Below are 13,709 nucleotides of genomic sequence, written 5' to 3'. Positions count from 1 at the left end.
ATCTCTTTAACATGCATTATAAATACCACTATTCTATTTACATATTCAGAGAGCGTATTGATTTGCATCAGAGGGTTGTGATGTAGATGGTTTGAGTACAACCAAATGGAAATAATAAGCCTACAACGCATAACAGAATCACAGAATCACAGAATCACAGAATCACAGAATCACAGAATAAATTAATAAGTTAGTAATTAAACAGCTCTAAATAGTTCAGCTTGTAGGTAGGCGGCAAACGAAGATAGCTCTAGGAGCATACACAAGTATGTGACTAGAGTAGCTGAGAGTAGCCAACACCCCTACAAGCTGAAATATGACGAGTAATAAAAAAGGCCTATAGCATTAATATCGCTATAGACCTTTTTTATTTATCTGTGGAGTTGGCCGATAAGCCGGGTTCTGTCATGGACAACCATTCATCTAGGCCAGCACTTGCGCACTGGCTCCAGCAACCTACCCGAGTTCAATGCGGGCCGCACCATATGAACCCCTATTTGGTCTTGCTCCGGGTGGAGTTTACCGTGCCACGAACTGTTACCAGTCGCGCGGTGCGCTCTTACCGCACCCTTTCACCCTTACCTGATCCTGTAAACAGGCCATCGGCGGTTTGCTCTCTGTTGCACTAGTCGTAGGCTCGCGCCTCCCAGACGTTATCTGGCACCCTGCCCTATGGAGCCCGGACTTTCCTCCCCTCTACCCGTCTCCCGAAGGGACTACGATAAAGCAGCGGTTGTCTGGCCAACTCCGCGGCGAATTATAGGCACTTTACTGTGTCTTGTACAGACTCTAACGACTTTCATTTACCACTTATATAAATGAACTCGTCTATTTGCTCAAGAATCATTCATCAGCTTGATTATCAAGTATCAATTTATACAACATATTTTTCTTGAGGCCATAAATTTCAGCCGTGATTGCAGCCGCTTTTTTCGGTGGTAACTCTTTTTGTAATAAATTCAAGGTACGAACCACATCCGGTGAAATTGCAGAATCATCTTCAGGCTTCTTATATCCTTCAACAATTAACACCATTTCGCCGCGGTGACGATTCTCATCTTCTTTTACCCAAGCGAGCAACTCCCCTACGGGGCGGCCTTCAATGGACTCCCACGTCTTAGTGATTTCTCGCGCTAAAACAACATGGCGCTCCGGTCCCCAGACTTCCACCATATCTGCTAAACTGTCTAACAAACGGTGGGTTGATTCATAGAAAATCAGCGTGCGAGTTTCTTGTTCGAGTGATTGTAAAACATCTTTACGGCCTTTTGTTTTTGCGGGTAAAAATCCTTCATAACAAAAACGGTCTGAGGGCAAACCTGCGGCAGATAACGCAGTGATAGCGGCACAAGGCCCCGGTAAAGGTACAACTCGAATACCCGCTTCGCGGCAACGATTGACGAGATGATAACCCGGATCATTAATTAAAGGTGTACCAGCATCGGAGACTAATGCGATACTATCGCCTTGTTGAAGTCGACTAATTAATTGATCTGCCTTTTGCTGTTCATTATGATCATGCAGAGCAAACAACCGTGCATTTATCGCAAAATTCTGTAATAGAATGCCTGAATGCCGAGTGTCCTCTGCAGCAATAAGGTCAACATGTTTAAGAACATCCAACGCGCGTTGCGTGATATCCTTCATATTACCAATTGGGGTAGGAACGATATACAGCGTGGATGCCATAACCACAGCTTGATTAGGTTGGTTCATTGTTTCATCCAAATAGCCGGTTTAAAATTAAGCAATTGAAAAATACACCATTGGATACAGTATGCGTCCTTCAATTTTTTTGCATTTGAAAAAAGGGTTAATGTGCACAGCAATGCTGTCCACATTTGCACTGTCAGGGTGCCAAATTGTCTCGGAATATTTTCCGTCAACCCAAAAAACGCCTGAGCAAAGCACATCTGATAATGCTAGCCATTACCAAGCAATCATCGATGCTGCACAAGGTAAGCCTTCAATGGAGGCGATACGCGCCTACATTAGCCAAGAACCTTTATTAAAAACAGCCGCTGAACGCCAAGCTAATATTGATGGGTTATGGCAGATGTTAACACAGTTAACGCCAGAACAAATTCATGGCGTTGGTGCCGATGAAAATATTCTCCAAGGCTGGGTCGATCTTTTAGATATTTATCAAAATAACCGAGATGACACAGATGCCTTACTCGCTGGCTATAACGATTGGAAAATGCGTTATTCAAATAACCCAGCAGTGACGACAACGCCGACTCTTTTGCAGCAAGCCATGATACCTCAAGTGGGTAAAACCCCTAAGATTGCTTTATTTTTACCCATGAGTGGCCAAGGGCAAGTATTTGGCCAAGCGATCATGCAAGGCTTTATGGATGCGCAAAAAGGCCTACCTCAAGGATCTGCCCCTCAAGCTGCCGTAACACCAGCGAGTAGTGGAAATGATGTCCTCGACCAAATCTATGAACAAGTTGCGGCAACTACAGGTAATGCCCCTACTACTAGCGATAGCGATGTAGTGACATCCGCTTTGCGTATCGATTCCGCCCCTGTGAACACCCAAAGCGTCAAGGTGTTTGATACGACAAACAAGCAAATGCCTGAGCTTATTGAACAAGCAAAAAATGAAGGCTTTAATCTCATTGTTGGGCCATTATTAAAAAGTGATGTTCAAAGCATTACCCAAATGGGGGCACCTGTCAGTGTGCTCGCGCTCAATGAACTTGATGCGAACCAATTACAGCCTCGACCAAATCTTTGCTATTTTTCATTATCGCCAGAAGATGAAGCACAAAATGCAGCGGCTTACATGAAAGCTGAGGGCAAGCAAATGCCATTGGTATTAGTTCCAGCTAATGCTTTCGGTGATAGGATAGCCAAAGCCTTTGCCCAAGGGTGGCAAGAAAAAGGCGGCGGGACCGTTCTAATGCAAACCTTTGGCTCAGTCCCTTCTTTAAAAGAGTCAATTAATCGTGGTGCAGGGATCCGTATGACTGGAACGCCAGTGAATACGGGTACACAGTCGATAGATACACAATCAATAGATCCACAATATATCGATTCAACAGGGGCGATTGACAGCGTTTATATTGTTGCTACTCGTGATGAGCTCACCTTAATCAAGCCAATGATTGAAATGGCGATTAGCTCCCGCTCTCGTCCTGCACTTTATACAAGCTCCCGTAGTAACCAAGCAGGGTCTGGTGCAGACTATCGCTTTGAAATGGATGGCGTTAAATTTAGCGAAATCCCTTTACTCGCAGGCGCAAACAATAACTTACGTAAACAAGCTCAACAAAAGCTGAGTAATGATTACTCTTTATTCCGTTTATATGCCATGGGTATTGATGCATGGTCTTTAGCCAACAATTACGACAAGCTGCAACAATCTGGGCAATTTCGTATCAATGGCGCATCCGGGACCTTAAGCACAACACCAAACTGTGTGGTGTACCGAGAATTACCTTGGCTTCAATTTAAACAAGGTAAAGTGGTTTCGGCGCAATAGCATCATTCAATACTTCACTTTTTTCAGACAAGGACGTCATGAAAATTATGCCAAAAGCCATACAATGGTTAACAGGCCGGTACTATGAGAACCAAGTACTCGCTTTCCTGCAACAACAGGGATTAACATTTGTCGAACGTAATGCAAGGAACCGAGGCGGAGAAATCGACCTCATCATGCGAGATAATACAGGTTGGGTATTTGTTGAAGTTCGTTTTCGCAAAAATTGTGACTATGGAGATGCACTTTTATCAGTAAACTGGCACAAACGTCGAAAACTATTAGCTGCTGCTAAAATTTGGCTCTCAAAAAGACAAGAAAGTTTTGAAACTAGCGCATGCCGTTTTGATATCTGTGCCATCACGGGAAACCGATTTGACTGGGTACAAAATGCATTCAACGAAAATGATGTTTATTAACAGATAAGATAGTCAGCTTTATACACTGTTCATGCAGTCAACAACGCTATAATTCAAATATAATGGTAATACACAAAATGATTTGAATTATATCGAGGCGACAAAGGAAAAACTCGTGCTAGACCGAATAAAAGTTTGCTTTACTGAAAGCATCCAAACTCAAATAGCAGCCGCTGAAGCGCTGCCTGATGCCATTTCAAGAGCCGCGATGATGATGGTTCAGTCTTTACTCAATGGCAACAAAATTTTATGTTGTGGTAATGGCGCTTCCGCTGCTACCGCACAACGTTTTGCTGCGAGTATGATCCATCGCTTTGAAACCGAGCGCCCTAGCTTACCCGCTTTAGCACTTAATACCGATAATGCCGTGTTAACTGCCATTTCGGGTAGTAAGCAACCTTCTGAAATTTATGCGAAACAAGTTAGAGCATTAGGCCAGCATGGCGATGTTTTGATGGCAATTTCAACCCATGGTAATAGCAGTGATATTATTAAAGCTGTTGAAGCTGCAGTCACTAGAGACATGACAATTGTCGCCTTAACAGGCTATGACGGAGGGGAACTCGCGGGTTTACTTGGCCCCCAAGATGTTGAAATTCGTATTCCATCCCAACGAAGTGTTCGAATTCAAGAAGTTCATCTTCTTACTGTAAATTGTCTGTGTGACCTCATAGATAATACTCTTTTCCCACATCAGGACGATTAAGGAGACAAAATGCGATTAATACCAATTTTTGCCATAGTCATCAGTACTGTTCTATTACAAGGCTGTATAGGGGCTGCCGTCGTAGGTTCTGCGGCCGTTGCAACGAAAAGTGCCACAGACCCTCGTACAGTTGGTCAACAAGTTGACGATGGGACCTTAGAAGCTAGGGTTAGTGGACAACTGAATAAAGATAAGGATATCACAGGTAAGGCTCGTATCATTGCGACCGCTTATAAAGGTAATGTGCTGTTAACTGGCCAAAGCCCTGATATGGCTTGGGCTGAACGAGCAAAACAAATAGCCTCTAACGTTGATGGCACCATCGCAGTTTATAATGAAGTCCGTAGTGGAGAGCCCGTTGATTTGGGAACTGCTTCAAAAGACACTTGGTTAACAACCAAAGTGAAATCTAAAATCCTTGCTAGTGATAGTGTTAAATCTGGTAGTGTAAAAGTTATTACTGAAAATGGTGAGGTTTTCTTGCTAGGTGTTTTAACAAGGCAAGAAGGTGATGCGGCGGCTAAAATCGCCAGTGAAACAGATGGTGTTCGTCGAGTAACGACTGCTTTCACTTATCTTAATTAATCATAAACAATAATATATTGTTATAAATACAAAAGCCGTGAGAGAAAAACCATGGCTTTTTTCTTATTCATCCATCAACTGGTTTATTTTCAGATAATTCTTACCTCCTAATAAGTGCATTTGATTCAAGATCCAAGCTTGCCTTTTGAGGACGTAAGAGGATGGGTTTTTTACGCTATATCTATGAGGATTAGGAAGAACCGCAGCTAATAGCGCAGCCTCACTCATTGAGAGCTTGCTAGCAGGCTTATTAAAGAATTTATTTGCAGCCTCTTCAACCCCAAAAACCCCATCACCAAACTCAACTATATTAAGATAAACAGTCAAAACCCTTTGCTTTGACCACAACAGCTCCATAACAGGAGTCATTACTGTCTCTAGGCCCTTTCTTAGCCAGCTTCTCCCATCCCATAACCACAAGTTTTTTACTGTTTGCTGGGAGATAGTTGAAGCCCCTCTAATTGTTTGTTTATTGCTCAAGTTGTGTTTGTAAGCACGCTCGATTGCATCAAGGTCGAAACCCCAGTGATGAGGAAAATTTTGATCTTCCGCAGCAATTACCGCTAAATAAACATACGGAGAAATGTGATTTTCGTCTACCCATTCAGAACGAGATACGTAAGAAAAATTTAAGTTTACCCATGCGGTAATTTGTCGTTCGATCATCACCGCAGAAAAAGGCACTGGTATGTATTTAAATAAAACGACTGAACAAATCCACACCACAAGTAATGAAAATGTGATCTTCTTTAACCAGTGCCATAATTTAGAAACAATAGTTCGCATTCAAATAATCACGCCATTTCCAATACTTTCTTAACAAGCTTATTAATGCCCGTATTTGCTTCAGAAATTGATTGAGCCAGCATATAAGCAGGTGTTGTAACAACTCGGTTAACTTCATCAATTACAATGTCATCAACAGCACATTCAATATGCTTTCCTCCCATAATTTCTATTTGAGCAATCGTTTCACTATCATTACCAATAGTTAGTACTACTGATGTATTTAACATTTTAGGAAGCATCACAGGAGCAATACACATCAGCCCTAGCGGCTTTTTCTGTTGGTGCATTTGGCGTACTAAACTTAATAGTTCTTTATTAATTACACACTCACTTCCTTTAACTGCAAAATCACATAAATTTTTTGCGGCACCAAAACCACCAGGAATTATGAGGGCATCTAGCGTTGAAGCATCAGCTGATGACAAAGGCGATATTTTCCCACGTGTAATACGTGAAGATTCTTCCATTTGATTGCGTTTTTCTGATTTAGACTCCCCAGTCATATGATTAATAACAGTAGGTTGTAGCTCATCAGGTGCAAAAAAGTGAATTTCAGCATTATTTTGACTCAAAGCTAACATAGTTAGCACTGACTCATGGATCTCACTTCCATCAAAAACACCACAGCCACTTAAAATAACCGCAATTGATTTCATATCTTCCTCCATTTGTAGTAAATTATCTCTCAAGCGCTAAGGTGCATAAACATCAATCTTCATCACAGATTTTAATGAATCTTGTAACAGATTCGCTAAATTTTGGTATCTTGATGTTGCCCTTTACAGTGATATACCTAATTTAATGATTTGCAAAAAACAAAAAACACATGCAGATCAACGATTTCCCTGGTGTTGGCGCAGTATTCGCGCACCCCAACTTCGGTTGGGGTTATTTTTTTGTACGTTCATCAACCCAGTTTCTCAAAGTTTCTATATCTGCTTTCCAATCTTGTTTTAGTTCATCCACCCATTCCTGTACATTGTCCCACCATGCTGGTAATTCAGGAGATTGAATCTGTTGTGCTATTTTCTGTAAGTTCTTTAAGCCAACAGAGCCTGCCGCTCCTTTGATTTTGTGGGCTTCCTCAACAATGCCTTTTTGGTCTTTAGCCACCATGTTCGAGTCAAGAATAGCTAAGTAGCCTGGAAGCATTTTTTCAAAGACATCTAGCCCATCATAAATAAGCTTAGGGCCAACTAATTCAATATACTGCTCTAGCATATCGCAATCTAATATTGACTCATCAACACTTGAAGCCTCACGGTCATTCGATGCTTCTTCAGGTTGAACAGATTGCTCACCCCAAAATTGCTCAATAACTTGGGTCAATGCAGGAACTGATAATGGTTTACTCAATACGCCATCCATACCTGCATCAAAGTATTCTTTCTTATCTTTGAGAACATTTGCAGTTAATGCAATTAATGGTGGCAGGTCTTGCTTATCATACTGCTGTTTTAGTTGCCTTGAGATATCTAAGCCTGTCATATCAGGTAATTGAATATCCAATAAAACTAAGTCATATTCCCCAGGGGCAAACATCTCGAGGGCATCTTTACCATTCATTGCCACGTCGACCGTGTTGCCTAAATTTTCTAATACAGAACAAGCAACAACAATATTCAGTTCAATATCTTCTACGAGTAGAATATGCAATGCTGGCAATGGGTAATCGTCTTCAGGATCTTGCTGTTCAATAACATTATTTTCAACAACTGGCGCTGTAATGGATAAAGTAAAAGTGGAACCTTGGCCTATTTCACTTTCAACTTGTATATCGCCTCCCATATTTTGTGCTAAGCGACGAGATACAGAAAGCCCAATCCCCGTCCCCGTAGCGGGTTTACCACCAGCAGAATCTGTTACTTGATAATACATTGCAAAGATTTTATCTAACTCATCTTTCGGTATGCCTATGCCGCTATCCTGAACTCTAAAAAACAATTTATTTTCAGCTTCTTGCCAAATACTAAGCTTCACTTCACCTTTCTGCGTGAACTTAACTGCATTACCAATTAAATTCCATAGGACTTGCCGTAAACGAGTCCCATCGGTTAAAACCGTTTTGGGTAATGCAGGCGCAACGTCCATGACAAATTTAAGCCCTTTTGGCTGTACCAATAACCCACTTAAATTCTCTAAGTCATTCACAAATTCAGATAATGTGATTGGCTGGTTATCTAACTGAACTTTACGGCGTTCAATTTTATCCATCTCAATAATATCATTGAATATATTACCCAAAGTGACGGCACTAACATGAATAGTTTTTAAATAGCTAGATTGTTCCGAAGTTAAATCGGTGTCTAATAAAATTCGACTCAAACCAACAATGCCGTTAAGAGGTGTACGAAGCTCGTGGCTGATTGTAGAAATAAAGGTGGTTTTCTCCCTACTCGCGTTCTCTAACGCTTCCTGATAGCGTTTACGCTCCGTTATGTCACGCCCAAAGCCCATCAGGCCATGTCGTTTGCCAACTCGGTCATAAAAAGGCACTTTACGGAGCTCAAAACAGGCTTTACGGCCATCTGGATATACCAGCCATTGTTCATAAGTGAGAGAAACATTATGACGAAAAACTTTTTCATCGGTTTCCATAACCTTGGAGGCAATTTCAACATCATAAATATCTAATGGCGTTAACCCAACTAAGTGTTTTTCACTTTTCCCAGTCAACAGTTCCATTGCTCGGTTACATCCCGAAAACTCATTATTTTCATTGCGGTAATAGACTAAGTCAGGAGAAGCATCTAAGAATGAACGAAGTAATACAGATTGCTGCTCAAGTTCAATCTGTGTCTGCTCACGGTATTTCATTTCTTGTTTTAATTGCTCAAGGAGCTCTAAGTGAGCGCGCTCGGCCTTTTCTCGTTCGAGAATCTCAAGGTTAAGTTGTTCAATATTTCCCTGCAATTGAATGTTTAAATCCGCATCACGCTTTCGCATAACTTCAAGTTTATCAACCATTCGCGATAAACGCTGCCGAGACTCTTCGAGTTGCTCAACCACCACCGACAAAAAATAGACGGCCAATGGAGTAATGATTAACCCAAAGAAAATTGACCCCACCATGTCGAGGCTATCAACATGCCCTCTTAAAACAATTGTCACTGCCATTTGCATTATCATGGCGAGAACAACCAATGCAGCTGCAAGTAACAGAGAAAAACGCACTAGACCGAGCTTCATCATTAAATCGACATAGTATTGCGCCAGGCCGCGAAGTACTTTCATAACCACCCCTTAGTTAAATTCTCTTTGAATCATATATCAAACAAGGCAGTTTCGGATGATTATTCACTCGAAATGTCGATCCTGCTCATTCAATAGCCATTTTTTACGATTAATGATAAAAAACAATCAGGTATTTTCTTTCTATTAGATAAAGTAAAAGTTCATTTCGGATAACTTTTAATCATAATCACATAAAAATCAAAATAATAGCACTATTGTTCCTTGGGTAAGGCCGCTAAAATCACAGTAAAAGCCCAAGCTATCTCAAGTAAAATCAGACAAAATTCAGTAAGGAATACCATGAGTTCGAATATTTTCGGTCACCAACGTCGCGAACCGCTCAAAAAAGCGCTGGCAATCCGCAAAATAGCGTTTACTGAAATCTATGAGTCCGATAATACCGTTGATGTACAACAGCAAGCGAGCCGCTGCCTCTCTTGTGGTAGCCCTTTTTGTGAATGGAAGTGCCCGTTACATAACCCAATATCAAAGTGGCTCAAACTTGCTGCTGAAGGAAAAATAATTGAAGCGGCTGAATTATCTCATCATACCAATAGCTTACCTGAGATCTGTGGGCGCGTTTGCCCACAAGAAAAACTCTGCGAATTAGCATGTGTACTTCATGATACAACAGGTTCTATCACTATCGGTCATATTGAACGATATGTTAATGATACCGCCTTTGAGATGGGATGGCGTCCAACCTCTTCCCCTATTCGCTCTGTAAACAAATGTGTCGCCATTGTTGGTGCAGGCCCTGCAGGCCTTTCTTGCGCTGATGTACTTATTCGAAATGGTGTAAATGTCGTCGTTTTTGATAAACACCCTGAGATAGGGGGATTACTAACTTTTGGCATTCCCTCATTTAAGTTAGAAAAGAAATTAATGGTCCAAAGACGAGAAATATTTACAGAAATGGGCATTCAGTTTCAATTGAATACCGAGGTGGGTACAGATATCTCTCTAGATGAGCTTCTTTGCACTTATGACGCTATTTTTATTGGTACTGGTACTTACCAAGCAATTCGAGGCAACGTGCCTAAAAAACCGATTCAAGGCGTTTTTGAATCACTCCCCTACCTAATCGCAAATACGCGCCATTTAATGCAACTTCCTACTCCTAATGATGAGCCCTATATCAATTTACACTCAAAAAGCGTTATCGTATTAGGAGGTGGAGATACCGCGATGGATTGTGTTCGTAGCGCTATTCGCCAAGGAGCGAAGCAAGTTAGTTGTCTCTATCGTAGAGATGAACAAAGTCTGCCAGCCTCACGAAAAGAAGTCGTCAATGCATTAGATGAAGGCGCTCAGTTCCACTTTAATTTGCAAGTCACTCAGTTTGTCGTTAATGAGCAACAACAGCTTACAGGGGTTTACGCCACTCGCACACAAAATGGCAAATTAGAAAATGGCCGCTATCAATTAGAACTCATTGATGATTCAACATTTTTTATCGAAGCCGATGCCGTAATTGTAGCTTACGGATTTGTACCTCATGACCAAGTTTGGTTGAATAACGCGTTAATCAAGCGTGATAAGTATGGTCATATTTTAGCAAACCGTAATAGTCCCATCCCTTTTCAAACTTCCCATGAAAAAGTGTTTGCTGGTGGAGATATAATAAGAGGTTCAGATCTTGTTGTGACTGCGATTGATGATGGGCGTAATGCTGCTGAAGGTATTTTGTTATTTCTAGGGGTTTAGTTATCCATTTATTTGAACATAGAGGGAATATAAAAACAGAGGGTTTCCCCCCTGTTCTTAATTTGCTGCTAACCCGTCTAATGAGTTATTTAACAACCCTTAAAGAAGGCCTACCTTTTGGTGGTCGTGGTGGTTCATCCCCTGATGGCTCATGTGACTTTTCATCCACAGATTCAGCTTCATGAACTAGAGTAATGTTGTCTTCAGGTTCTTCAACGTGTTCAAAACCTGCTGATAACTCTGCATCATAAGCAGCTTCAGGCTCAAACATCATTCCAGCCCCATTTTCACGTGCATATACCGCCATAATTGCGGCCATAGGAACATAAACTTGGCGAGGTATTCCACCAAAACGAGCATTAAAACGCACTTCATCATTGGTTATTTCAAAATTACCAACAGCTCTTGGCGCAACATTCAACACAATTTGCCCATCACGGGCAAATTCCATAGGAACGTTAACAGCAGGAACGGTGACATCAACCACCAAATGCGGAGTCATATCGTTATCAAGCAACCACTCATAGTGGGCACGTAACAAATAAGGGCGACGTGGTGACATTGCTGTCATTTCCATCATTCTTTTAGCCTCTTGTAGACAAACGCATTTCGCGCTCAGATTCAGTCAACGATGCTAAGAATGCGTCACGTGCAAACACACGTTGCATATATAACTGCAAGTATTTGCTGCTAGATGGGTTCAATTCAATACCAAGAACAGGTAAACGCCATAATAATGGTGCTAAATAGCAATCTACGAGACTGAATTCTTCACTCATAAAGAATTCCATTTCAGCAAAAACAGGAGAAACAGCGATCAACTCTTCAGACAGCTGACGACGAGCATTTGCGGCTTCTTGCGCACTGCCGTTCTCTATTTTACTCATTAATGAATACCAATCATTTTGAATGCGGTGCATCAATTGACGGCTAGTACCACGCGCAACAGGGTAAACTGGCATTAATGGCGGATGAGGAAAACGCTCATCAAGGTATTCCATGATAATGTGTGGGTCATAGAGAGTCAGGTCACGGTCAACTAATGTTGGAACGCTCTGATATGGGTTGAGATCGATCAGATCTTGAGGCAGATGACCGGGTTCGACATGTTCAATTTCAACACTTACCCCTTTTTCAGCCAGCACGATACGTACCTGATGGCTAAAAATGTCAGTAGGGCCAGAGAACAATGTCATTACCGAACGTTTATTAGGAGCGACAGCCATTAAAACCTCCAAAATACAAAATGGACGAAATGTAATTAATTTTTAATTACCCATTACCCATTTTAAAATCCCCTGTGTTTAACTTTCATTTATCCATATTGAAAGTCAACACAACCCTCCCGCACAGTAAAGGCGAGAAATGTGAAATAAAAAAACAGGGGCATATTCTAACAGATTTTGTACAACTTAGGGGCGGCACATCGAAAAAATCATAGATTTATTTCATAACAAGAAAAAAACAGGAAGAAAACTAGAATTTAATTAAAGATTAAATCAAAAATAAAGAATAAAAACCCTAAAGTTAACTCCATGGTTTGAGTCGTATTCATTAAAGATATGCCAATTCAGTTAACTAATAATTATTTTTAATTTTAGGCTAAACTATTATTTTCTCTTTAAACTATATATTCGTTCTTTTATAAAGCATCATGATTAGACGCAGTTATTCTATCATTAATAATAAAAATATAAGTAAAACAATAGACAATAAAAAACCCGTCATTAAGACGGGTTTTTTCATCAATTTTATACCCAAAGGGTAATAAATTAACGTTTGGAGAACTGTGGACGACGACGTGCTTTGCGCAGACCCACTTTTTTACGTTCAACAGAACGCGCATCACGGGTAACGAAACCAGCTTTACGCAGATCAGAACGAAGAGTCTCATCATAAGCCATCAGTGCACGTGTAATACCGTGACGGATTGCGCCTGCCTGACCTGAAATACCACCACCTTTAACAGTGATGTACAGATCCAATTTTTCCAACATTTCAACCAATTCTAACGGCTGACGAACTACCATGCGCGCAGTTTCGCGACCAAAGTATTGTTCCAGTGTACGTTGATTGATTGTGATGTTACCGCTACCCGGCTTAATAAAGACACGAGCAGATGAGCTTTTGCGGCGACCAGTGCCGTAGTATTGATTTTCAGCCATTGCTATAATCCCGATTAAATGTCAAGAACTTGCGGTTGTTGAGCCGCGTGGTTGTGCTCATTACCTGCGTAAACTTTCAGTTTACGGTACATTGCACGACCCAGAGGTCCTTTTGGCAACATGCCTTTAACCGCGATTTCAAGCACACGCTCAGGACTGCGAGCAATCATTTCTTCGAAAGTTGCTTGCTTGATTCCACCTACATGGCCAGTGTGGCGATAGTAGATTTTGTCTTCGCGTTTATTGCCGGTAACAGCAATTTTTTCTGCATTCAGAACGATGATGTAATCACCAGTATCCACGTGCGGAGTGTATTCCGCTTTATGCTTACCGCGCAGACGGCTAGCAATTTCAGTTGCAAGACGGCCTAAAGTTTTGCCATCTGCATCAACAACGTACCAGTCGCGTTTTACGGTCTCTGGTTTAGCTGTAAAAGTTTTCATTAAAACTTACCCAATATTGAAGTTACACGTTGGTGAACACTCATGTTCATAAGCTTTCTGAGGTTCACACGACTCTTTGTCCAGTAAACCTACCCCTTCGAGCAGCCTAACTGGCATTTATGCGTTATTTTTTGGGAAATAAAAAATAACGCTGTAACGTGGGGTCGCAAG

13 protein-coding genes and 1 other RNA gene are annotated in these 13,709 nt (G+C 41.3%); 5 read left to right on the top strand and 9 right to left on the bottom strand.

All coding sequences use genetic code 11. From position 1 onward, the window contains the following. Positions 1-375: 375 nt before the first annotated feature. Both rnpB and rsmI read right to left on the bottom strand, forming a co-directional pair. Positions 376-749: RNase P RNA component class A (rnpB, locus tag PR800_RS02860), an RNA gene on the bottom strand. A gap of 94 nt (positions 750-843) precedes the next feature. Then, entirely contained in the window at positions 844-1,716 is an 873-nt protein-coding gene (gene rsmI / locus PR800_RS02855) for a 16S rRNA (cytidine(1402)-2'-O)-methyltransferase (RefSeq protein ID WP_272530157.1), read from the bottom strand. A 61-nt stretch (positions 1,717-1,777) separates the two neighbouring features. Here rsmI and PR800_RS02850 point away from each other — a divergent pair, with 61 nt between their 5' ends. The 4 genes from PR800_RS02850 (at position 1,778) to dolP (ending at position 5,200) form a co-directional block, all read left to right on the top strand. After that, positions 1,778-3,490, top strand: coding sequence for a penicillin-binding protein activator (locus PR800_RS02850; protein ID WP_272530156.1), 1,713 nt, complete (start codon positions 1,778-1,780; stop codon positions 3,488-3,490). Positions 3,491-3,528: 38 nt separating this feature from the next. Further along, a complete protein-coding gene (locus PR800_RS02845) occupies positions 3,529-3,909 on the top strand; it encodes a YraN family protein (RefSeq protein WP_102137911.1) in 381 nt (126 codons plus the stop codon). A gap of 115 nt (positions 3,910-4,024) precedes the next feature. After that, entirely contained in the window at positions 4,025-4,615 is a 591-nt protein-coding gene (gene diaA, locus PR800_RS02840) for a DnaA initiator-associating protein DiaA (protein ID WP_004908326.1), read from the top strand. Positions 4,616-4,624: 9 nt separating this feature from the next. Next, entirely contained in the window at positions 4,625-5,200 is a 576-nt protein-coding gene (gene dolP, locus PR800_RS02835; protein ID WP_102137912.1) for a division/outer membrane stress-associated lipid-binding lipoprotein, read from the top strand. Between the two features lie 63 nt (positions 5,201-5,263). On the opposite strand, the gene mtgA is transcribed toward dolP, so the two are convergent. From mtgA to arcB, 3 genes are all read right to left on the bottom strand, one after another. Then, the gene (mtgA, locus tag PR800_RS02830) at positions 5,264-5,986 is read right to left on the bottom strand and encodes a monofunctional biosynthetic peptidoglycan transglycosylase (protein WP_210848200.1); all 723 of its coding nucleotides are present in this window, start codon (positions 5,984-5,986) and stop codon (positions 5,264-5,266) included. A gap of 8 nt (positions 5,987-5,994) precedes the next feature. Beyond that, entirely contained in the window at positions 5,995-6,645 is a 651-nt protein-coding gene (gene elbB / locus PR800_RS02825; RefSeq protein ID WP_102137914.1) for an isoprenoid biosynthesis glyoxalase ElbB, read from the bottom strand. 232 nt (positions 6,646-6,877) lie between these two features. Then, on the bottom strand, positions 6,878-9,223 hold the full coding sequence (gene arcB, locus PR800_RS02820; protein WP_102137915.1) for an aerobic respiration two-component sensor histidine kinase ArcB: 2,346 nt from the start codon (positions 9,221-9,223) through the stop codon (positions 6,878-6,880). Positions 9,224-9,523: 300 nt separating this feature from the next. Between arcB and PR800_RS02815 the strand changes: the two genes are divergently transcribed. Then, a complete protein-coding gene (locus tag PR800_RS02815) occupies positions 9,524-10,930 on the top strand; it encodes an FAD-dependent oxidoreductase (RefSeq protein ID WP_272530153.1) in 1,407 nt (468 codons plus the stop codon). An 85-nt stretch (positions 10,931-11,015) separates the two neighbouring features. Here PR800_RS02815 and sspB read toward each other — a convergent pair whose 3' ends face one another. The 4 genes from sspB to rplM all read right to left on the bottom strand — a co-directional run bounded on the left by sspB (position 11,016) and on the right by rplM (position 13,538). Next, a complete protein-coding gene (gene sspB, locus PR800_RS02810) occupies positions 11,016-11,507 on the bottom strand; it encodes a ClpXP protease specificity-enhancing factor (RefSeq protein WP_181490174.1) in 492 nt (163 codons plus the stop codon). Between the two features lie 7 nt (positions 11,508-11,514). Beyond that, the gene (gene sspA, locus PR800_RS02805) at positions 11,515-12,156 is read right to left on the bottom strand and encodes a stringent starvation protein SspA (RefSeq protein ID WP_004258227.1); all 642 of its coding nucleotides are present in this window, start codon (positions 12,154-12,156) and stop codon (positions 11,515-11,517) included. A gap of 546 nt (positions 12,157-12,702) precedes the next feature. After that, positions 12,703-13,095 carry a 30S ribosomal protein S9 gene (rpsI, locus tag PR800_RS02800; protein ID WP_004258235.1) on the bottom strand — a complete coding sequence of 131 codons (393 nt, stop codon included), beginning with the start codon at positions 13,093-13,095 and terminating at the stop codon, positions 12,703-12,705. 14 nt (positions 13,096-13,109) lie between these two features. Next, complete coding sequence (gene rplM / locus PR800_RS02795; protein WP_004258237.1) at positions 13,110-13,538, bottom strand: 50S ribosomal protein L13; 429 nt, start codon at positions 13,536-13,538, stop codon at positions 13,110-13,112. Positions 13,539-13,709: the final 171 nt, after the last annotated feature.

This window comes from Providencia sp. PROV205, assembly GCF_028479505.1.
Classification (GTDB): domain Bacteria; phylum Pseudomonadota; class Gammaproteobacteria; order Enterobacterales; family Enterobacteriaceae; genus Providencia; species Providencia huaxiensis.
The sequence above is the reverse complement of the archived record's forward strand: the minus strand, read 5'-3'. Positions and strand labels throughout refer to the sequence as shown.

Coding starts and splice junctions, on each gene's coding strand:
- elbB (WP_102137914.1), bottom strand. CDS start 6,645: ATGAAATCAATTGCGGTTATTTTAAGTGGCTGTGGTGTTTTTGATGGA.
- rsmI (WP_272530157.1), bottom strand. CDS start 1,716: ATGAACCAACCTAATCAAGCTGTGGTTATGGCATCCACGCTGTATATC.
- dolP (WP_102137912.1), top strand. CDS start 4,625: ATGCGATTAATACCAATTTTTGCCATAGTCATCAGTACTGTTCTATTA.
- PR800_RS02845 (WP_102137911.1), top strand. CDS start 3,529: ATGAAAATTATGCCAAAAGCCATACAATGGTTAACAGGCCGGTACTAT.
- PR800_RS02815 (WP_272530153.1), top strand. CDS start 9,524: ATGAGTTCGAATATTTTCGGTCACCAACGTCGCGAACCGCTCAAAAAA.
- mtgA (WP_210848200.1), bottom strand. CDS start 5,986: ATGCGAACTATTGTTTCTAAATTATGGCACTGGTTAAAGAAGATCACA.
- sspA (WP_004258227.1), bottom strand. CDS start 12,156: ATGGCTGTCGCTCCTAATAAACGTTCGGTAATGACATTGTTCTCTGGC.
- sspB (WP_181490174.1), bottom strand. CDS start 11,507: ATGGAAATGACAGCAATGTCACCACGTCGCCCTTATTTGTTACGTGCC.
- rplM (WP_004258237.1), bottom strand. CDS start 13,538: ATGAAAACTTTTACAGCTAAACCAGAGACCGTAAAACGCGACTGGTAC.
- rpsI (WP_004258235.1), bottom strand. CDS start 13,095: ATGGCTGAAAATCAATACTACGGCACTGGTCGCCGCAAAAGCTCATCT.
- PR800_RS02850 (WP_272530156.1), top strand. CDS start 1,778: ATGCGTCCTTCAATTTTTTTGCATTTGAAAAAAGGGTTAATGTGCACA.
- arcB (WP_102137915.1), bottom strand. CDS start 9,223: ATGAAAGTACTTCGCGGCCTGGCGCAATACTATGTCGATTTAATGATG.